The organism is Pedobacter sp. GW456-11-11-14-TSB4 (genome assembly GCF_059424425.1).
This window is the reverse complement of sequence record NZ_JBWKZK010000001.1, coordinates 1,276,091-1,295,936: the sequence shown is the minus strand read 5'-3', so window position 1 is coordinate 1,295,936 and position 19,846 is coordinate 1,276,091. Positions and strand designations below refer to the sequence as shown.

At 34.3% G+C, this 19,846-nt stretch carries 18 protein-coding genes; 5 read left to right on the top strand and 13 right to left on the bottom strand.

Features of this window, described 5'->3' with window-relative positions:
• Nucleotides 1-27: 27 nt before the first annotated feature.
• The 4 genes from AC07XU_RS05830 to AC07XU_RS05815 all read right to left on the bottom strand — a co-directional run bounded on the left by AC07XU_RS05830 (nt 28) and on the right by AC07XU_RS05815 (nt 3,775).
• Nucleotides 28-1,395: a S41 family peptidase gene (locus AC07XU_RS05830; protein ID WP_494942678.1), complete on the bottom strand. Its 1,368-nt coding sequence runs from the start codon at nt 1,393-1,395 to the stop codon at nt 28-30.
• A 69-nt stretch (nt 1,396-1,464) separates the two neighbouring features.
• Nucleotides 1,465-2,700: a hypothetical protein gene (locus AC07XU_RS05825; RefSeq protein ID WP_494942677.1), complete on the bottom strand. Its 1,236-nt coding sequence runs from the start codon at nt 2,698-2,700 to the stop codon at nt 1,465-1,467.
• The gene (locus AC07XU_RS05820; RefSeq protein ID WP_494942676.1) at nt 2,697-3,227 is read right to left on the bottom strand and encodes a hypothetical protein; all 531 of its coding nucleotides are present in this window, start codon (nt 3,225-3,227) and stop codon (nt 2,697-2,699) included. Before AC07XU_RS05820 ends, AC07XU_RS05825 begins: the two co-directional genes overlap by 4 nt.
• Entirely contained in the window at nt 3,224-3,775 is a 552-nt protein-coding gene (locus AC07XU_RS05815) for an RNA polymerase sigma factor (RefSeq protein WP_494942675.1), read from the bottom strand. Before AC07XU_RS05815 ends, AC07XU_RS05820 begins: the two co-directional genes overlap by 4 nt.
• A 422-nt stretch (nt 3,776-4,197) precedes the next feature.
• On the opposite strand from AC07XU_RS05815, the gene aspS reads away from it, so the two are divergent.
• The 3 genes from aspS (at nt 4,198) to treF (ending at nt 9,310) form a co-directional block, all read left to right on the top strand.
• Nucleotides 4,198-5,943, top strand: a complete 1,746-nt coding sequence (aspS, locus tag AC07XU_RS05810; protein ID WP_494942674.1) for an aspartate--tRNA ligase — start codon at nt 4,198-4,200, stop codon at nt 5,941-5,943.
• A 638-nt stretch (nt 5,944-6,581) separates the two neighbouring features.
• A complete protein-coding gene (locus AC07XU_RS05805; protein ID WP_494942673.1) occupies nt 6,582-7,820 on the top strand; it encodes an MFS transporter in 1,239 nt (412 codons plus the stop codon).
• Nucleotides 7,817-9,310: an alpha,alpha-trehalase TreF gene (treF, locus tag AC07XU_RS05800; protein ID WP_494942672.1), complete on the top strand. Its 1,494-nt coding sequence runs from the start codon at nt 7,817-7,819 to the stop codon at nt 9,308-9,310. The genes AC07XU_RS05805 and treF overlap by 4 nt, the downstream gene beginning before the upstream one ends.
• A gap of 32 nt (nt 9,311-9,342) precedes the next feature.
• Here the strand turns inward: treF and AC07XU_RS05795 are convergent, their stop codons facing one another.
• From AC07XU_RS05795 to AC07XU_RS05765, 7 genes are all read right to left on the bottom strand, one after another.
• Entirely contained in the window at nt 9,343-9,783 is a 441-nt protein-coding gene (locus AC07XU_RS05795; protein ID WP_494942671.1) for a hypothetical protein, read from the bottom strand.
• A complete protein-coding gene (locus tag AC07XU_RS05790) occupies nt 9,767-10,150 on the bottom strand; it encodes a phage holin family protein (RefSeq protein WP_494942670.1) in 384 nt (127 codons plus the stop codon). Before AC07XU_RS05790 ends, AC07XU_RS05795 begins: the two co-directional genes overlap by 17 nt.
• A gap of 29 nt (nt 10,151-10,179) precedes the next feature.
• Complete coding sequence (locus AC07XU_RS05785; RefSeq protein ID WP_494942669.1) at nt 10,180-10,446, bottom strand: YtxH domain-containing protein; 267 nt, start codon at nt 10,444-10,446, stop codon at nt 10,180-10,182.
• 70 nt (nt 10,447-10,516) lie between these two features.
• Nucleotides 10,517-11,569 (bottom strand): AI-2E family transporter, encoded by a 1,053-nt coding sequence (locus AC07XU_RS05780; protein ID WP_494942668.1) that lies wholly within the window; start codon nt 11,567-11,569, stop codon nt 10,517-10,519.
• A gap of 88 nt (nt 11,570-11,657) precedes the next feature.
• Complete coding sequence (locus tag AC07XU_RS05775; protein WP_494942667.1) at nt 11,658-13,079, bottom strand: sigma-54-dependent transcriptional regulator; 1,422 nt, start codon at nt 13,077-13,079, stop codon at nt 11,658-11,660.
• 271 nt (nt 13,080-13,350) lie between these two features.
• Nucleotides 13,351-14,133 (bottom strand): enoyl-CoA hydratase/isomerase family protein, encoded by a 783-nt coding sequence (locus AC07XU_RS05770; protein WP_494942666.1) that lies wholly within the window; start codon nt 14,131-14,133, stop codon nt 13,351-13,353.
• Nucleotides 14,134-14,136: 3 nt separating this feature from the next.
• Nucleotides 14,137-14,556 (bottom strand): cobalamin B12-binding domain-containing protein, encoded by a 420-nt coding sequence (locus AC07XU_RS05765; protein WP_494942665.1) that lies wholly within the window; start codon nt 14,554-14,556, stop codon nt 14,137-14,139.
• A gap of 122 nt (nt 14,557-14,678) precedes the next feature.
• Between AC07XU_RS05765 and AC07XU_RS05760 the strand changes: the two genes are divergently transcribed.
• Nucleotides 14,679-16,337 carry a glutamine--tRNA ligase/YqeY domain fusion protein gene (locus tag AC07XU_RS05760; RefSeq protein ID WP_494942664.1) on the top strand — a complete coding sequence of 553 codons (1,659 nt, stop codon included), beginning with the start codon at nt 14,679-14,681 and terminating at the stop codon, nt 16,335-16,337.
• Nucleotides 16,338-16,501: 164 nt separating this feature from the next.
• Here the strand turns inward: AC07XU_RS05760 and AC07XU_RS05755 are convergent, their stop codons facing one another.
• Both AC07XU_RS05755 and AC07XU_RS05750 read right to left on the bottom strand, forming a co-directional pair.
• Nucleotides 16,502-17,029 carry a DUF922 domain-containing protein gene (locus AC07XU_RS05755; RefSeq protein ID WP_494942663.1) on the bottom strand — a complete coding sequence of 176 codons (528 nt, stop codon included), beginning with the start codon at nt 17,027-17,029 and terminating at the stop codon, nt 16,502-16,504.
• Between the two features lies 1 nt (nt 17,030).
• On the bottom strand, nt 17,031-17,822 hold the full coding sequence (locus AC07XU_RS05750) for an N-acetylmuramoyl-L-alanine amidase (protein WP_494942997.1): 792 nt from the start codon (nt 17,820-17,822) through the stop codon (nt 17,031-17,033).
• A 140-nt stretch (nt 17,823-17,962) separates the two neighbouring features.
• On the opposite strand from AC07XU_RS05750, the gene AC07XU_RS05745 reads away from it, so the two are divergent.
• A complete protein-coding gene (locus AC07XU_RS05745; protein WP_494942662.1) occupies nt 17,963-19,636 on the top strand; it encodes a DUF8614 domain-containing protein in 1,674 nt (557 codons plus the stop codon).
• Nucleotides 19,637-19,846 lie beyond the last annotated feature (210 nt).

Here is a 19,846-nt window from a genome sequence, read left to right as displayed (position 1 = left end):
CAGGCTAAGCTATAATTTGTTTGGGCTTTATTTATTATCTTTTAGATAACTTAATGCTTTTAGTAAAACTGCATCTTTATTTTTCAAATAATCATTTAATGTTGGTATAACTTCGATATCAGGCTTAATGCCATAACCAACAAATTCCCTCCCATCAGGATAGGTGTCTTTTTTAGTACAAATTCTTGCAGAAGCACCACCTGGCATATCGAAACTTAAGGGTTGTCCGGTACTGCCAAAAGTAGGTTGACCAATCTTTTTCATGTGCTTCTGATTATCGGCATAAATTAGAAAATCTTCTGCAGCAGATGCTGTATTATTACCAATTAGGATTGCAGTTGGCACAACAATTCGGCTTCCCTCGGTTTTAATTTTAGTGCCAGCGTAATCAAATTCGTACATGAATTTATCTTGATAAGTTAACAAAGACTTTTTACTCCAATTATTACTAACTGTATCTTCGGGCTTGGTATAATAACCCCAAGCTTTAAATGCAGAAGTATTTAAACGAGTAGTAGATTTTGAACCATAAAGAACAGAATCTGCTGTAAAATATTTTAAAATATCTCTACCGATGTTCGTACTGCCGCCACCATTGTTACGCAAGTCTATAATTACAGATTTTGCCTTATAAAGATCAGGCAATTTTTTTAGAAACAGCTCATTAATTTTTTCATCTCCGAAAGAGTTTAAAGCAATATAGGCCACATCATTAGGATACCATTTTAATTCTAGCAAGTTTTGTTCTGCTTCAAATGCCGGAAACACTTCCTTTTCTGCTGTTGTTTTATGGGTTAGGTTTAGCAATACAATCTTACCACTTGGCTTTTTTATTTTTACCAAATATCTATCTCCATCACGACCTTTCAACATTCTATTTATACCCCAATTTTTTAGCACATGATTGGTTGATGAAGCAATATATGGTTCAACCTCATCTGCAATATATTTTTCGGTTAGTTTTCCATTAACTTCAATTATCTCGCTACCCAAAGGGATTTCATCTTTCTTACTTAAATTTACTCTAACGATTACGGCCTTACCTTCAATATTTTCAATAAAAAACCTGTAATCACCAAACATTGTATTCATTAACTCGAAATCTTTTGTTGCAGGCATATAAACATTTGTATGCCCATCTTTTAATAGCGCACAAAACTTTTGTAGCTCTTTATAATATTCAAAATCGCTTTTGGTTTCTGTTATAGTTGTTAGCAAGGCCTTATAAGTACTGTCCCATTTGGGTTTATCAACTTTGTTAAAATAAACGAAATTGTAATTAACCTCTTGCCAAAATTTAGATAGTCCGTAAAGCTTATCGCCCTTACTTAAATTATTTGTTTGGGCGAATAAATACAATGGAAATGATATTAGGAGTAACAGAAATTTTTTCATTTTATTTTAATTAAAAAAAAGCCCATCAATTTGCATCAATGGGCTAGAAATTTATTTGTTTGGGTTTTACTATTTAAATGTTACTGAATTGTATTGGGTTTTAACAATAACCTTTGCGCCACCACCTTTACCAATCTGTCCGCTGTAATTTTTATTAGAGTTATAAGATTTATCTTCTCCTTCTTTTCTGGCGGTTACATTGTTGCCGTAACTAAAACCACCATATTGAGTTTTCACTTCAAAATCAGCAGTGTAATTTGTAGCAAAGCTTAAACTTACTGGCGTATATTGCGCATCAACATCAACATCTTTACCTGTCTCAATATCATCAATTATTACTCTCCCATATTGAGCTCTGCTTACAAGATTTGATTTTAGACTAGCAATTTTAATTGGCGCATATTGTGTATTTACATTTATAGAACCGCCACTAACACTGCCAATTGTTGTACCACCTCCATATTGATGTTTAATTGTTGCATTTCCTTTTACACTTCCAATTTTAACCGAAGTATATTGTGCGTTTACATCAACATTGCCTACATTTTCTATGTTAATGCCGCTACCATATTGGTGTTTAATGGTTGCTCCACCCAAATCTTTAACAGTACCTTTACCGTATTGTATAGAAATGTAATTGTTGGTATTTGTTAAGTTACCGGCAACTAAATCTCCATATTGTAATTTTAAAGATGTTGGCCCAGCAAAATCATCTAAAATAATATTACCATATTGCTGCGAGGCTGTAAGAGAGTTTGAAGATGGCATATAAACCACATAATGAACTTTAATCTCTCTGCGCCAAATGGTTTTACCATTTTTAACGCTGCTACCCCAATTTCCATTTCTATCTCCTCTTTCTGTTTTAAAAGTTACTAAATCTCCGGTTTTAGTTGCTTCTATAGAAAGATCATCAATTAATTTTTGGGCTTCATCTGCTGTTTTAGCAAAGGCTTTCATGTCTACATCAACCTTAATCTCATTTTTGCTCCAAGTTTTTATAGTTATAGATCCGTATTGGTTAGACAGATTAACTTTATCACTTCTATCTATGGCAAAAGATTTAGAGAAGGTTTTTGCCTTCATCGGTGTATCATCTTGCTCGTCATTTAAATTCGTAATATTCGAGCCATAAACTACTGTGGTGCTTTTACCATTTTTGGTTGTAGCAAGCTGCACATTTTGAGTAACATTAACAGAAGTTGAATTGCTCATGTTCACATTTACACTTGGTAGCTCTTGTGCATTTACTTGTGCAGCAAGCATGAACGTACCCGACAGCACTAAAATTAAATTTGTTTTCATATTGAACTTTCCTCCTTTTTATATTGATTGACTTGGTTTATAATCATTAATTGCTGTTTTAAAACTTGCAATTGCATTTCGCGATTTTTTACCATCGCTTTTACGGTAAATAACTGGTTTGGGCTTTGCGGCAACTGTGCTTTTAAACGCTCATATTCTGCATCTAAATTTTTTAAATCTTCAGTAAAGCGTTTATGCAAATCCGGATTGGCAGCCGCATAAAAATCCAAGCTATCTCTTTTTTCCTCAATTTGGCTGGTAAATCTAACTTCTTGCTGACCAATTTCTGGGTTAATATCTGCTACATCTATGTTATTTGCTTGTTTGTAATTGTAGGTAAAATAAACCCCTAAACTAATTACCAACATAGCCGCAATACTCATCCATTGATATAGCTTAATCGACTTTTTTGGCTTTTCTTGCTTATCAAGTTCAGCCTCTATTTTTGCCCATAATTTATCCGACGGACCTTTAACCTCAAACTGTTTTTTGTTGTCTTTTACAAACCCCTCTAATTTATTTTTCATCTTGCTACTCCTTTCATTTCTAATAAATTGTTCAACTTTCTTTTTGCTCTTGAATATTGCGAGCGTGATGTATTTTCTGTAATTTTTAAAATATGCGCAATCTCTTCATGGTCATAACCTTCAAACAAATAAAGCGTTAAAACAACTCTGTAACCATCAGGCAATTCATTCATTGCTGCTTTAATAGCTTCAACTTTTAACGTAGTTTCTGCAAAATCAGTTTCAATTTCATCAGCCACTTCTACTTCATCTAAGCTTACCAAATCAAGCTTTCTTTTCCTCAAATAATTAATACTTCTATTAATTACAATTTGCTTAAGCCAAAGTCCGAAAGTAGTTTCTTGTCTAAAATCCTTAATTCGGCTAAACGCATCCAAAAAAGCTTCTTGTAAAACATCTTCAGCTTCGGCATCATCATTCACAATTCTAAGTGCAACATTATACATGGCGTTAGCATACAATTTGTACAAATCAAATTGTGCTTTCCGATTACCGTTTCGGCATTCGTCAACTAAGTCTGCGTGCTTATCTATGTATACAGTTTCCAAATTCTTAAGCGTTCTAATCAAAAGACAGTGTAATTTTTAAAACGTTGCATCAAGGTAAAAAAAAAGTTTAAAACCCCTAAATCCCCTAAAGGGGACTTCTTAGCAAATCGGAAAATCTAATCGTCAAATCCAAGTCCCCTTTAGGGGATATAGGGGTCAGAAAAGCAACTACAGAAGCATTTGTTAATGTTAGTCCCGCTATTCATTACAAGCCAAATTCGTTCCTCATTTGGGCTTTTCATTACTATCGGGTTTATTTAACTAAAGCTTGTGCAAAAACATGCAAAGCGCATAAAACCTACAAGGTTTAAAATGGCAAAGCCCTTAATGAGACAAATTAAAAAAAAACGTAAACCTCTAATTAAACCTTATAGGATTAAAAACAAAATCGGTATTTTTGCGGCTCAAAATTTAATTTAAAGATGTTAAGAACAACAACTTGCGGTGCTTTAACACTGCAAAATTTAGGCGAAAATGTAACACTCTGCGGTTGGATGCAGAATTCTAGAGATTTAGGCGGGATGACTTTTATAGACATTCGCGATCGTTACGGCATCACTCAGTTAGTTTTTAATATGAACGATAATGCAGATTTATGCGCAGGCGCTCGTAGCCTTGGTCGTGAGTTTGTAATTAAAGTAAGCGGAAACGTTGTAGAACGTTCTAATAAAAATTTAGAAATCCCGACAGGAGAAGTTGAAATTAAAGTTACAGCATTAGAAATTTTAAATGCAGCAAAATTGCCTCCATTTTTAATTGAAGATAAAACCGACGGTGGTGATGATTTACGTATGAAATATCGTTACCTAGATTTACGCCGTAATCCAATCAGAAATAATATGATCATGCGTCATAGAATGGCTCAATCTGTTCGTCGTTATTTAGATGCTTTAGATTTTATCGAAGTAGAAACACCTGTTCTAATTAAATCTACACCAGAAGGTGCAAGAGATTTTGTAGTGCCTAGTCGTATGAATGGTGGCGAATTTTATGCTTTACCACAATCGCCACAAACATTTAAACAATTGTTAATGGTTTCAGGTTTCGACCGTTATTTTCAGATTGTAAAATGTTTTAGAGATGAAGATTTACGTGCAGATAGACAACCAGAATTTACACAGATTGACTGTGAAATGTCTTTCATCGAACAAGAAGATATTTTAAACACTTTCGAAGGCTTAATTCGTACCTTATTTAAAGAAGTACGCAATTACGACTTACCAGAAGTGCCTCGTATGCAATATGCAGATGCGATGCGTTTTTATGGTTCTGATAAACCAGATACTCGTTTTGATATGAAATTTATCGAAATGAATGAGATTGTTAAAGGCAAAGACTTCCCAGTTTTTGACAATGCAGAATCGGTAATTGCCATTAATGCTAAAGGTTGTGCACATTACACACGTAAACAATTAGATGAATTAACCGATTTTATAAAACGCCCACAAATTGGCGCTACTGGTTTAATTTATTTACGCCATAACGAAGATGGTTCTTTAAAATCATCGGTTGATAAATTCTATAACGAAGAAGAATTAGCAAAATGGTCGGCTGCTTGCCAAACTGAGCCAGGCGATTTAGTTTTGGTAATGGCTGGTGGAACAGATAAAGTTCGCAAGCAATTGAGCGAACTTCGTTTAGAAATGGGAACGCGTTTAGGGTTACGTGACAAAGATAAATTTGCTGCACTTTGGGTTTTAGATTTTCCATTGTTAGAGTGGGATGAAGAAACGGAACGTTATCATGCTATGCATCATCCATTTACTTCTCCAAAACCAGAAGATATTGCTTTGTTAGATACAGATCCTAAAAATGTTCGTGCAAACGCTTATGACATGGTAGTAAACGGAACTGAAATTGGCGGTGGTTCTATTCGTATTCACGATAGAACATTACAATCATTAATGTTTAAGCACTTAGGTTTTAGCCCCGAAGAAGCTCAAAAACAGTTTGGTTTCTTATTAGATGCTTTTGAATTTGGCGCTCCTCCACATGGTGGTATTGCTTTCGGATTTGATAGATTGTGTTCAATTTTTGCCGGCTTAGATTCGATTAGAGATGTAATCGCATTCCCTAAAAATAACTCAGGTAGAGATGTAATGATTGATAGCCCAAGCACAATTGACGAAAAACAATTAAAAGAATTAAAAATAAAAACGGATTTATAATATCCTTTTGGCTTATCTATTACTGTAAATCTGATTAGATAAAACCGCCAAAAGCCTGTTTATATATTGTGGACAACGTAGAAAAGAATTCGCATTTATCCACGTTCAATTTTTCTACTAACACTATCTAATAAGAAGATTTTGGCTCAATAAATTAAATTTGGGAAATACACTTGTTGTATTTCCCAATATTATATGAGTGTGATTTTTAGCAGCTTATGGAGTTGCTAAGAATTTCCTACAAACAAGTTCATTTCAAAAAATATCTTTTTTAGCTAATTTGCAGGTTTATTTCCCAAAATAAACTTAGCCTTTCGGCTTGCCCTAAATTACAATTTACAGGCTTAGCGAGCTAGCTAAAGCACAAAATTAGGCCTTTCTCCTTATCACAATATGGTTAATACTTCATTATCATTGCCTTGACTCTGTTTCAATAATTTTTCTTGCTCCAATACACTGTTCATTATTTACAGAATGGATTATCAATCTGTAATTCAATTCATCAATTAGAATATGTAATAAGTCTTACAGATACTTGATAACTGCCTATTAATGATAGCACCAAAATTGTAATACGCCTATTTAATGTCGGCTTAAATACCCATTAATATTAAGGCTATTTAAATGAAGTGCACTCAATGGAATTATTAAAAATTAAGGTCTCAGTATTTATCAATTACTTTTTGTTTGGTATTCTGCTAAACAGTGTTGGTACGGTTATATTACAAGTACAACGTTATTACAATGTAACAGAATCACAGGCTTCTATACTAGAGGCTTGCAAAGATTTATCTATAGCGCTAGTTTCTTTCTTGGTAGCTTCATTTATAACTCGTATAGGCTATAAAAAATCTATGCAAATTGGATTGGCAATAGTTGCGCTTGCATGTTTTATTGTGCCATCAGTTAATACATTTATGGCTATAAAAATTTTGTTTGCCATAACGGGAGCTAGTTTTGCGCTTATCAAAATATCTGTTTTTGGCACAATTGGTTTGATCACCAAAAACGAAAAAGCACACCTCAGCCTAATGAGCTTTTTAGAAAGCATTTTCATGGTGGGCATTTTAATGGGTTATTTTGTATTCAGCTATTTTATAGACGATGCCAACCCAAATTCCGATAGGTGGTTTAAAGTTTACTATTTAATTGGCATTCTTTACCTTTTGGCACTTGCACTCCTTAGCAGCTCAAAACTAAACGAAGCTGATGCTAAACCTGTAAAACAAGATTCTGAAAAATCATTTGATCAAATGTTTAAATTGATGCTGCTGCCTATGGTGATTTCTTTTATCATCTGTGCATTTTTGTACGTTTTGGTAGAGCAAAGCATTATGAGTTGGTTGCCAACTTTTAACAATAAGGTGTTACACATACCATCGTCTTTTAGCATTTTAATAGCGGGCATTTTAGCTGCATCAACGGCCTTAGGTAGATTTTTGGCTGGTATAGTTTTAAAAAGAATTCCATGGCCTCTATTTTTATTTTGTTGCATCGTCATCTCTGCAAGTTTGGTGCTTTTAGCAATTCCATTGGCATCAGCAAGTACAGCAAGCGATATTAAAACTTGGAGCGACATACCTCTAGCTACTTACGTTTTTCCGTTAATAGGTTTCTTTTTAGCACCTATATATCCCGTTATCAATTCGGTAATACTTGCTGCACTACCAAAAAACAAGCATGCCACCATGACGGGTTTAATCGTAGTTTTTTCGGCGCTTGGAGGCACATTTGGATCGTTTATAACTGGTTCTATTTTTCAGCATTATGGCGGTGAAAAAGCATTCTATTTTTCTCTATTGCCCCTCACATTATTAGCTATTGCACTCACAGTTTTTAACAGAAACAAGTTAAACTTTACAAGTAAAGAGAAATGATCCGAGAATTATTTTTTATAACCGATTTGCATGAATTGTTTCATGATGTGCAAACAAGTGAAATTTTTAGCGACCAAAAGGCTTTTACAGACTCTGTGCCCAAGTTAAAGGCAAATGAAATTGCTGCTGCTTATCAACAGCGCAAAAAGCAACCAAATTTTAATCTTTTGGCTTTTGTACAGGCTCATTTTGAACTTCCGAAAGAAGAGAAAGTTAGTAACCTTGCACCAACAGAAGAAGCAGAAAATTATGTTAACCGCTTATGGAATACGCTTACTAAAACCACTGAAAAACAATATAGCACATTAATTCATTTACCGCAGCCATTTGTTGTGCCAGGAGGCCGGTTTAGAGAGTTTTTTTATTGGGATAGTTATTTTACCATGTTGGGATTACAGGTTTCGGGGAGGGTTGATTTAATTGAAAACATGGTTGATAATTTTGCTTATTTAATTGATAATTTCGGTTTTATACCCAACGGAAACAGAACTTATTTTTTAAGTCGCTCGCAGCCTCCATTTTTTGCATTAATGGTGGCATTGTTGGCCGAAGAGAATGGAGGAAGCTCTTTGCCAAAATATTTGCCCCAACTTTTAAAAGAGCATGCTTTTTGGATGAATGGCCACGAGAATTTAACAAATAGCAACAACCAAAACAAACGTGTAGTGAAGATGCCAAACGGAGAAGTTTTAAACCGCTATTGGGATGAAGAAAATACACCTCGCCCAGAAGGTTATATTCAAGACTTAGAAATTTTTCACAATGCAAAAGGCAATACGGATCAATTATATAGAAATATAAGGGCGGCCTGCGAATCGGGATGGGATTTTAGCAGTCGCTGGTTTGCAGAGCCTAATGACGTAACAACCATTAAAACAATAGATTTAATACCTGTTGATTTAAATTGCCTGCTATATAATTTAGAAAATACAATTGCACAAGCCTATAAAGTTGAAGGTAAGGGAAACGAATATGAGTACTTTATTCAATTAGCTAATAATAGAGCAAAAGCTATTGATCATTATTTATGGAATGAAGAAGAATGTTGTTTTTATGATTTTGATTTCATGCAGAATACCCCAAGCACAGTTTTAAGCATGGCTACAGCATTTCCTTTGTTTTTTAACATTTGTAATGCAGAAAAAGCAGAGTTGGTACTCGAAAGAATTGAAAAGGATCTTTTAAATGTTGGAGGATTATCAACTACCATAAATACAACGAGCCAACAATGGGACTCTCCGAATGGATGGGCACCCTTACAATGGATTGGATATAAAGCTGCACAAAACTATGGAGCAGAAGATTTAGCATTTACTATTGGCACTAATTGGACCAAAAATGTAGAGCGGGTGTTTAATACTACTGGTAAAATGATGGAAAAATACAATGTAATAGATATCACATTAGCTGCTGGTGGTGGCGAATATCCAAATCAAGATGGATTTGGCTGGACCAACGGTTGTTATTTGAAACTCAAAAAATTAATTTAAACATACTAAAAAAGGAGCCTAAGGCTCCTTTTTTAGTATGTTTCGCTATCAGGTGGTATTCCATAATCAACAAAACCAACTTCTTTCTTTTTGCCTTTTTTACCAAAAAGTGATTTTACCATATTAAAAGCACCAGTTAAGCTTTCTGCATCTAAAGATTTTCCAACTTTACCAGAAATTAATGCCCCTAGTGCTTTAGTAATTACTCCAGAACCTCTAAACACCGTACTGTTTAACAACATAGGTAATGCAATAGACATTATCTTACTTGTAATATGAGTATTTTCATCAAGCTTTAATAAGCCATTTGGTGTTGCATATTTCTTAAAAAGATTACTAATCGAAAACCTTTTTATGTACTTTTTCGAGTCTTCTTTAATCATTACTCCCTGCAACTTGTATTGAACTCTTAGTTTCAATACTTCGCTATGCAAGTCTTCTAATGTGTTAATATGACTATAATTTCTCTTCATCGTCGTCGTCTTTATCGGCTACTTTATCGAAATATTTTTTAATGAACAAGTTCACTAAAAGCTTCTCAATATATTTATCCTTTGTTAAATAAACAATAACAGATATGAACAAATAAATGAGGGCAGTACATCCAAAACCTTTAGCGTAACTACCTAAAACTTCAGATAAATAAAGAGCTAAGGTTAATGACGCAAATAAAAATGCCAATATAAATGAAACAACCACCGCAGCGTTGGTAATCAAATCTGCGAAAATTTTTGAACCTTTTTCTACAGCGGATAACTTTGCATACTCAATTCTAGTATCAATATATTCTTTAGCATCTAAAAAAATATCTTCTAAATCTTTCTCTTTATTTTCTTCCATTACTTAAATATTTGTTGGCACTAAATAGCTCAAACGTTTTCAACTTCTGAAGAATATTCTTCTTCTACGCTACGTAATTTACTTTTAATAGAATCTACAACTTTGTCTTTTAGTCCAGATAAATTGTTGATCTCATCTGCCGCTCTATCTTTGATAGAATCACCAAAATCTTTTAAAGATTGACCTAATTTATCTCTCGTTTCGCTACCTTTTTCAGGCGCAAATAATAAACCTAATGCCGCTCCTGCAGCTAAACCAGCTAATAATGCTACAACTACTTTTGAATTATCATTCATGATACTAAATTTTTATTGTTTAACAATCTTATTTTTTAATATAGGATTGAGCTCTTGTGCTTTCGTTAATTTATAACTCCTCATGTTCATGAATTGTTTTAATTCTTTCTAATCTTTCTGTAGCCTTTGAACTTGTTTCGTAAATTCTAATCAGCAAGAAAAAGTAAGACAATAACAACGGCCCAAACACCAACCCTAATATACCAAATAAAGGTATACCAATAACTACGCCAATTACGGTAATAATAGGGTGAATATTTCCAACTTTTTTGGCAATCATAAAACGCAGCACATTATCTATATTGATAATTACCACAAAACCAAAAATCAACATACCCCATGCTGCAAAATTATTACCATCTGCAAATTGCAAAAGTGCAGCGGGCACAAATACTACAGGTGGGCCTAATAATGGTACTAATGAAATAAATGTAGTTATCACCCCCCAAAACAAAGGATCTTTGTAACCTAATACATAAAAAGCCAAACTAACTAAAGAACCTTGTACCAAAGCAATAAAGCCTTGTCCAACCACATTTGCATAAGTTGTGTTTCGCATTTCCTCTGCAAAGCGATGTGCATTTTGTTCTCTAAAAGGTGCATATTTTACCAAAGCATTTTCGAAATGCTCTCGTTCTACTAACATAAAGTAGAGTAAAAAATACATTAGTAGTAATCCTAAAACTATATTAAAAACACCAGAGATAAGCGAGGGAAATAGACCCGTAGCCCACGTGCCTACACTATTTAATCCATCCTCTATATATTGTTGTACCCTTCCTTCTAGTGGTAAAAGATGCTGAAGTTTATATAACAAGTTTTTAAAATAAATTTGGTCGTTCTTAAGTTCAGTAATTTTCTCAATTACCATACTACTAAGTGCGTAAAAAGGAAGTATAAGTATGATAATTGATAGCAGCAAGAGTAGAATAGCTGCAAACCTTCTATTCCAATTTTTAACTTCGGTAAGGTAAATATAACCCGGACGAAGAATAGTGTATAATACTAGAGTACTTAATAAGGACCCAAAAATCCCCATCAACGAATATGCAATCAAACAGCCCAAAGCAATAATGATCACGAGGTTAATATTGTTTCGCTGTTTATAAGTAAAAATAGACATACAGAGCTTTAAGTTGTATCTATTAAATAACAAAAGCCTCTAAAATGTTTTAAGAAGCTTTTGTTTTATTACAAATTTTTAATGCACACTAATTATCTAAATCAATTGCTTTCATTTTATTATAAAGCGTTTTACGATCTATATTTAAAATTTTAGCTGCTTTTGTTTTGTTAAAATTAACTTCCCTCAAAACATTTAAAATTGCATCATACTCTGCCTCTAAAGCAGCGTTTTTTAGGTCTCTAGGTTTACTTGTTGTTGCAGAGCGAACAATTGCATTTTCTACAGCATTTTCTACAGCTGTAGCTTTTGCATATGTACTTATTTCTAGAGGCAAAGCTTTTAATTGAATTTGTTCAGTTTCTGTTAAAAGTGTTGCTCTTCTTACTACATTTTTTAACTCACGAACGTTACCTGGCCAATTATAGGTAAGAAAACATTCTTCCACCTCTTCAGAGAAACCTAGAACATTTTTATTTAATTCTTCATTAGCAAAGGATAAAAACGTGTTGGCAAAAACCATAATGTCTCTACCTCTATTGCTTATTGGGGGTAAGTGGATAGAAAACTCATTAAATCTGTGGAACAGATCTTCTCTAAACCTCCCCTTTTGAATTGAGTCGGCTAGATTTTCATTAGTTGCTACTATAATACGTACATCTAAATCAATTTCTTTAGTGCTACCAATTCTTTTGATCTTTCTTTCTTGTACTGTTCTTAATAATGCAGCTTGTATATCATAAGATAAATTACCAACCTCATCTAAAAACAATGTACCTCCATTAGCCATTTCAAAGTGACCAATCTTAGTATATAGCGCACCTGTAAATGATCCCTTTTCATGTCCAAAAAATTCACTTCCTGCCAATTCCTTTGTTAAAGACCCGCAATCCATTGCTACAAACGGCTTATCACTTCGTGAACTATTTAAATGGATGGTTTTTGCTACAGACTCCTTACCTGTTCCACTTTCGCCAGTTAAAATTACGCTGTAAGAAGTAGGGGCAACAAGCATAATTTGCTTCATTAAATCTTTAGATGCCGAGCTTTGACCAACCACAAATTCACCGGTTTCTGGCTTAGCTTGCTTATTAACTTTGTTTTTTCGTTCTGCGCTTTCTATTTTGTCGTTAGATAAGTTTAAAGCAATTTGCATATCAATTGCCTTATTTATGGTGTTTAAAATTTCATCAGGATATAATGGTTTGGTAATATAATCGTAAGCACCAAGTTTTATCAGTTCTACAGCTAACTTAATATCAGAATATCCGGTGATTATTATTACCCCAGTGCTTGGGTAATTCTCCTTAATTTTAATCAGCATCTCTTTACCATCCGTATCTTCTAAACGGTAATCACACAACACCAAATCAAAACTCTCTCTAGCAAGATAATCCATTGCCGCACTACCATTAGTTGTAGTTTCTACCTCAAAAGAATTTCTTGTTAAAAATTTTGATAACAGTAGACCGATATTCACCTCGTCATCAATAATTAAAATTTTCTTCATATAAAGCTATTTGCTTGTTAATTAATGGCTAAGATAAAGAAATATTTAGTTTGGGAAATATTTTCTACACACATTTTATGGTTTTTTCTGAGATAAATTTGATTAAAGAAAATATCTAGCCTTATAATTAAAATCATTTCTTTTGAAGAAAATTTTGTGCCTTATAATTAATTTTTAAACATCTTTTTTGTGGCATGATTAAATTGCTAAGCATAAAAAAACCCACTGAGTTTTTTATCAATGGGTTTTAAAAAATTTTCTATAAATATTTTCACTTCCCCTTAAATACGGCTTTTCTTTTTTCTAAAAATGCAGCTACACCTTCTTTAAAATCTTCGGTTTGAAAACAGTTGGCAAACTCATCAATTTCTACCTCAAATCCATTCAATTTTTTATCAGCTGATGCATTTACGGCTTTAATGGCACTAGCCATGGCCAAAGGCGCTCTCAATTTTATTCTATTCAAAATTTCTTCAGCTTTGCCAATTAATTCTCCTTGCGCAACAACATAATTAACTAAGCCAATTTGCGCAGCTTTTTCTGCAGTAATCATATCAGCAGTAGTAATCATTTCTATTGCTCTACCTTTACCAACCAATTGAGTTAAGCGCTGGGTGCCCCCGTAACCGGGTATCAATCCTAAAGTAACTTCTGGTAAACCTAATTTTGCGCTTTCACTCGCAACGCGGATATGACATGCCATGGCTAATTCTAATCCTCCGCCAAGGGCGAAACCATTTATAGCCGCTACAAAAGGTTTAGGGCAATTTTCTATAGCATTGAAAACATTGGCATGCCCATTTCTTGCTAATTCTTTCCCTTCTGCCAGATTATAATTCTGAAACTCAGAAATATCAGCGCCAGCTACAAACGCCTTATCGCCCGCTCCTGTTAGTAGAACCCCTTTAACTTCATCGTTATTTGTAGCAAAAGCAATTACATCGGCCAATTCTGCCAATACTTCTTTATTTAACGCATTTAGTTTTTGTTCTCTATTAATAGTGATGTAAAGTACATTTTCTTTTACTTCAGCTAAGATTTGATTGTAAGTCATGGCTTAAAAATTTCTATTTTCTGTAACCCAGTTTGTTATATACGCAACAATATGTGCCATAGGCGTTCCTGGCGGGAATAAGCCTCCTACACCCATTTCTTGTAGCTTTTCTATATCCGCATCCGGAATAATTCCTCCTCCAGTTAACAAAACATCAGTTAGTTGTTTCTCTTTCATGATATTGATGATTTTTGGGAAAACAGTCATGTGTGCGCCAGATAAAATAGACACACCAATGGCATCAACATCTTCTTGCAGAGCCGTGTTTACTACCATTTCTGGCGTTTGGCGCAAACCAGTATAAATTACTTCCATACCGGCATCTCTAAGTGAGGTTGCAATTACTTTTGCACCGCGATCATGCCCATCTAAACCCACTTTTGCCACTAAAACCCTAATAGGTCTGTTCAATGTTTTGTTCATATTTGATACTAAAGTAGCAGTAAATGTAAAATAATTTAGTCGTTTTATTAATCAAACCTTTAAAAACAACCTTAAAATGGCTGCAAATTATTAACTTTGATGCTCAAAATCTACAATTTATTATGAGCGAAGAAAAATCATTAAACTTTATTGAAGAGTTAATAGAGAATGATTTAAGTACTGGGAAATACGAAACTTTAGTTACACGATTTCCGCCAGAACCTAATGGATATTTACACATCGGCCATGCCAAAGCAATTTGCTTAAATTTTGGGTTAACTCAAAAATATGGTGGTTATACTAACTTACGTTTTGATGATACCAACCCGGTAACCGAAAAAACTGAATATGTAAATAGCCAGCAAGAAGATATACAATGGTTAGGTTTTGAATGGAAAAACGAGTTATATGCGTCAGATTATTTTGACCAATTGTATGCCTTTGCCGTAAAACTGATTGAAGATGGTTTGGCATATGTAGACCATAGCACAGCTGATGAAATTGCAGAGCAAAAAGGTACTCCAACTGAACCAGGTAAACCAAGTGCTTACAGAGATCGCAGCATAGCTGAGAACTTGGAATTGTTTGCTCAAATGAAAAGCGGTGTTTTGCCTGATGGTGCTTGTACTTTACGTGCAAAAATTGATTTGGCAAGCTCAAATATGTTAATGCGTGACCCGATTATTTATCGCATAAAACATGCTCATCATCACCGCACTGGCGATGCTTGGTGTATTTACCCAATGTATGATTTTGCACACGGACAAAGTGATAGCATCGAAAACATAACTCACTCTATTTGTACTTTAGAATATGTTTCGCACCGCGAATTGTACGATTGGTTTATTGAAAAATTAGGTATTTTTCCTTCTAAACAATACGAATTTGCACGTTTAAATCTTACTTACACGGTAATGAGTAAACGTAAATTAATGCAATTGGTAAACGATGGTTTAGTGAGTGGTTGGGACGATCCGAGGATGCCTACTATTTCTGGCTTGCGCAGAAGAGGTTACACACCAGAAAGTATCAGAGAGTTTTGCGAGCGCATCGGCATTGCCAAAAGAGAAAATTTAATTGAGTTAAGTTTATTAGAATTCTGTATTCGCGAAGATTTAAATAAAAGAGCCAATAGAGTGATGGCTGTGCTTGATCCGATTAAGTTAATCATTACCAATTATACCAAAGGTGAAGAAATTTTAATTGGCGAAAACAACCCTGAAGCCGAAGATAAAGGCGGTACTCGTGAAATTCCTTTCAGCAACGAATTGTGGATTGAACGTGAAGATTTTATGGAAGAACCTGCTAAAAAATGGTTCAGATTAGCTCCTGGAGCAACCGTAAGATTAAAATTTGCCTACATTGTACAATGTACAGATTACAAAAAGGATGAAAATGGAAATGTAACAGAAGTTTATTGTACTTACATTCCAGAATCGAAAAGTGGTGAAGATACCAGCGGAATTAACGTTAAAGGTACGATCCATTGGGTAAGTGCAGAACATGCCAAAACTGCCGAAGTACGTTTATATGATCGTTTATTTTCTGTAGAATCTCCAGATAGTGAAGAAGGTGATTTTAAGGATTACCTAAATCCGGATAGTATGCAAGTGATTGAAAAGGCTTACATCGAACCTTATTTAGCTAATGCTGAGCAAGGTGTAGGTTATCAGTTTATTCGTAAAGGATATTTCTCGGTAGATAAAGACTCTACTGCTAACAACTTAATATTTAACAGAACAGTTGGTTTAAAAGAAGCTTGGAAGCCTAAGCAAGGTTAAAAAATGCAGAGGTTTGGAAGGTTGAAGGTAGATACCAACGCTTAAACCTGCCTCTCGACAGGAACTAAAGTGAATATTAAAGCCTCAAATTTTTAGTTGTTATCTCGCATTGCGAAGGATCTCTAAAAATTTGAGGCTTTTCTTATCAATGTTGGGGTAAACAACTAATTTATCCTCATAGCTTCTTCAAAATATAAATCCCACTTCTTTTGATTTTCAAAGTCTTTGCTGTGGTTGGTTTCTGAATCGTATTTTAATTGTTCGGCGGTCATCTCTGCATAAAGTTTAGTCCATATATCTTTGATTTCTGCCTGATAACTCCTTTTCGAAAAATTAGTTGATTCAAAAAGTTTTTTCAGCTTCATTGCATAAATAAAGCAAATGTCGGCATGCCCCTGTTCATGTTTCAAAAGTCTTACATTATTTGATTTAACTAACTTGCTTTCAAAATAAGACTTTCCAGTATCTGGTTTATTGGTTACTGTAAATTCTATTTTCATCTGATCTTCTTCAACTTTAATCACCTTATATCTATAGGCTATAATACTCCAAGTAAAGGCTTGATGTTCAGCATTTGCCGGGCGATCATTTTTAAAAAAACTCCAATCTAATATTGCTCTTTCTTGTGCAAAAGTGAAGCAAGGAAAAGCTAATAACAAGTAAAGCAGCAAAAAACCTATTCGTTTTTTCATCCTACATATACTTCTTATACAAATTATACAAAATCAACTTATCTGGCTCTGTTAATTTTGGTGTTAAATCTGTACCTACAAAATGGCGTTTAAAAGCAGTAACTGCAGCTCCTAAATTTTTTACATCGTAGCCAATAATCCGCAAAGCAGTTGTAGTATCAAAATTTGCTGGTGGCATTTGCAAAACATCATCGTACCATAAGCCATAACCCTTTTTCGCTAAAGTTCTCCAAGGAAAATTATTAGGATCTGGTTTACGAGACGGCGCATAATCTGCATGACCAATAAAATTAGCTGTAGGGATATTGTATTTCTTTTTTAACGTACCTAATAAAGCACATAAGCTATTAATTTGTGCGTCTGTCCACACATCGGTTGTACCATTGTTATCCATTTCTATGCCAATGGAAGCAGAATTCATATCAGTTTCATTGCCCCATTTACCAGCTCCGGCATGTTGTGCTCTTAAATAATCGTTTACCATTTGCACCACTTTTCCGTCTCTACTTACTACATAATGAGAACTTACACTAGTTCTTTTAATGGTAAAAGTTCTTAAAGTTTGTTCTAAAGAATCTTGAGCAGTATGATGGATCATCACAAAATTTGGCTTTCTGATACCCATATTTACAGTACCTACAAAATATTGCTCGTTATTAAGCGAGTCTATAGTTTGCCCCACTGGCGGTGTAGCCTGAATAGTTTTGGCGAAATCTTTCGCCATGTTCTTATAAACTTTGTCTGTAGCGGAATACTTATTTGTACTGCAGTTGCTCAATAGCAAACCGCACATCACTATGGCTGAACTTTTAAATAATAACTTTTTCAATTTTATTGGATTTGAGATGATGCAGCGAATATAAAATTACGCTTGCTTATATTTTTTACTAATTTAGTGCATTGTAACTAATAGAAAAACAATTTCGAACACTAATGAAGAAATTAAATACAACTAGTCTGCTAATTTTAGGCTTATCGTTAACTGCAACTATGCTCTCATGTACTGGTAGCAGTCAAAAAACAGAAGAAACCACTAAAAAAAATGGAACAGACAGTTTGTTAGATTATGTAGATAACAGACTAAAAATATACGAGAAAGTAAAATTAACCACTAATTTAAATGCACTTAGTGTAAGCGAGAGAAAAGTGTTACCGCTACTTATCGAAGCTGCAAAAATTATGGATGATTTGTTTTGGAAACAAGCATATCCGCAACGCGATAGCCTTTTGAACACAATAAAAGATGAAAAAACCAAGCAGTTTGTAATGATTAACTATGGGCCTTGGGATAGATTAAATGGCGACAAACCTTTTGTTGCAGGCATTGGTACTAAAACTTTAAACGGTACATTTTATCCTGCCGGGATGACTAAAGAAGCCTTAGAGAAATCTGATGTTAAAGACAAATTTGGATTATATTCGGTAATTAGAACTGAGCAAGAAAAATTGATTTCGGTTCCATACCATGTAATTTATGCTACAGAATTGCAAAGAGCGAGTAGCTTATTAAAACAGGCCGCATTGCTAACAGATGATGCTGGATTTAAAAAATATTTGAACTTGCGTGCTGATGCTTTGGTTACTGATAATTACAAAGCAAGTGATTTGGCTTGGTTAGATATGAAAACTAATGGTTTAGATATTATCATTGGTCCGATAGAAAACTATGAAGACAAATTGTTTAATGCTCGTGCGGCTTACGAATCTTATGTATTAGTAAAGGACAAAGAATGGAGCAAACGTTTAGCGAAATATGTAGCCATGTTACCCGAATTGCAAAGGGGTTTACCTGTTGATGCAAAATACAAAAAAGAAGTTCCGGGTACTGATTCAGAACTAAATGCCTATGATGTGGTTTATTACGCCGGCGATTGCAATGCAGGATCTAAAACCATTGCCGTTAACTTACCAAACGACGAAGAAATTCAGCAGCAAAAAGGGACAAGAAGATCTCAGTTAAAAAATGCCATGCAGGCTAAATTTGATAAGATCTTAGTTCCAATTGCAAGAGAATTAATAGATGCAGATCAACAGAAATTCATCAAGTTTGATGCTTTTTTTGCCAATGTAATGTTTCATGAAGTGGCACATGGTTTGGGTATAAAAAACACAATTACCGGTAAAGGCACTGTTCGCTCTGCGCTAAAAGAACAATATTCGTGGTTAGAAGAAGGCAAAGCCGATATTTTGGGCTTGTACATGGTTACAGGTTTGCTAAAAAAAGGAGAGTTAACTGGAGATATAAAAGAATATTATACCACATTTATGGCTGGGCTTTTACGCTCTGTACGTTTTGGTGCATCAAGCGCACACGGTAAAGCAAATATGCAGTGCTTTAATTATTTTAAAGAACAAGGCGCTTTCCAAAGAACAGCAAAAGGAACCTACAAAGTAGATTTTGATAAGTTTGCCACTGCAATGAATGGCTTAGGCAATTTAATTATCACATTACAAGGAAACGGCGACAGATTAGCCGTAGAAAATGCACAAAAAGCAAAAGGAATTATTGCCGCAGAATTGCAAGCAGATTTAGATCGTTTAAGCAAGAAAGGTATCCCTGTTGATATTATTTTTGACCAAGGCGTTGATGTTTTAGGAATGAAATAAAACTAAAAAGAAAATGCTAAAAGCCTGTATGATAAATTTATATAGGCTTTTTTTATGCAGTTATTTTTAAGTTTCCTAAAAAAACTGAAAATTTCTTGTAACCTTTTGCATCTTCTTATCGTCTACTCAATACAAACTAAGCAAAAAGGCTTTCGGTCTTTTTAAACTAAAACAAAATTTACAGGTGTTAAAAAAAATTGGCGTGCAAAC

Excerpts from the sequence above, each read along its gene's own strand:
- AC07XU_RS05745 (WP_494942662.1), top strand. The coding sequence starts at position 17,963 with ATGAAGAAATTAAATACAACTAGTCTGCTAATTTTAGGCTTATCGTTA.
- AC07XU_RS05825 (WP_494942677.1), bottom strand. The coding sequence starts at position 2,700 with ATGAAAACAAATTTAATTTTAGTGCTGTCGGGTACGTTCATGCTTGCT.
- treF (WP_494942672.1), top strand. The coding sequence starts at position 7,817 with ATGATCCGAGAATTATTTTTTATAACCGATTTGCATGAATTGTTTCAT.
- AC07XU_RS05830 (WP_494942678.1), bottom strand. The coding sequence starts at position 1,395 with ATGAAAAAATTTCTGTTACTCCTAATATCATTTCCATTGTATTTATTC.
- AC07XU_RS05750 (WP_494942997.1), bottom strand. The coding sequence starts at position 17,822 with ATGTGCGGTTTGCTATTGAGCAACTGCAGTACAAATAAGTATTCCGCT.
- AC07XU_RS05775 (WP_494942667.1), bottom strand. The coding sequence starts at position 13,079 with ATGAAGAAAATTTTAATTATTGATGACGAGGTGAATATCGGTCTACTG.
- AC07XU_RS05795 (WP_494942671.1), bottom strand. The coding sequence starts at position 9,783 with ATGAAGAGAAATTATAGTCATATTAACACATTAGAAGACTTGCATAGC.
- AC07XU_RS05780 (WP_494942668.1), bottom strand. The coding sequence starts at position 11,569 with ATGTCTATTTTTACTTATAAACAGCGAAACAATATTAACCTCGTGATC.
- AC07XU_RS05755 (WP_494942663.1), bottom strand. The coding sequence starts at position 17,029 with ATGAAAAAACGAATAGGTTTTTTGCTGCTTTACTTGTTATTAGCTTTT.
- aspS (WP_494942674.1), top strand. The coding sequence starts at position 4,198 with ATGTTAAGAACAACAACTTGCGGTGCTTTAACACTGCAAAATTTAGGC.
- AC07XU_RS05770 (WP_494942666.1), bottom strand. The coding sequence starts at position 14,133 with ATGACTTACAATCAAATCTTAGCTGAAGTAAAAGAAAATGTACTTTAC.
- AC07XU_RS05760 (WP_494942664.1), top strand. The coding sequence starts at position 14,679 with ATGAGCGAAGAAAAATCATTAAACTTTATTGAAGAGTTAATAGAGAAT.
- AC07XU_RS05820 (WP_494942676.1), bottom strand. The coding sequence starts at position 3,227 with ATGAAAAATAAATTAGAGGGGTTTGTAAAAGACAACAAAAAACAGTTT.
- AC07XU_RS05805 (WP_494942673.1), top strand. The coding sequence starts at position 6,582 with ATGGAATTATTAAAAATTAAGGTCTCAGTATTTATCAATTACTTTTTG.
- AC07XU_RS05790 (WP_494942670.1), bottom strand. The coding sequence starts at position 10,150 with ATGGAAGAAAATAAAGAGAAAGATTTAGAAGATATTTTTTTAGATGCT.
- AC07XU_RS05765 (WP_494942665.1), bottom strand. The coding sequence starts at position 14,556 with ATGAACAAAACATTGAACAGACCTATTAGGGTTTTAGTGGCAAAAGTG.
- AC07XU_RS05785 (WP_494942669.1), bottom strand. The coding sequence starts at position 10,446 with ATGAATGATAATTCAAAAGTAGTTGTAGCATTATTAGCTGGTTTAGCT.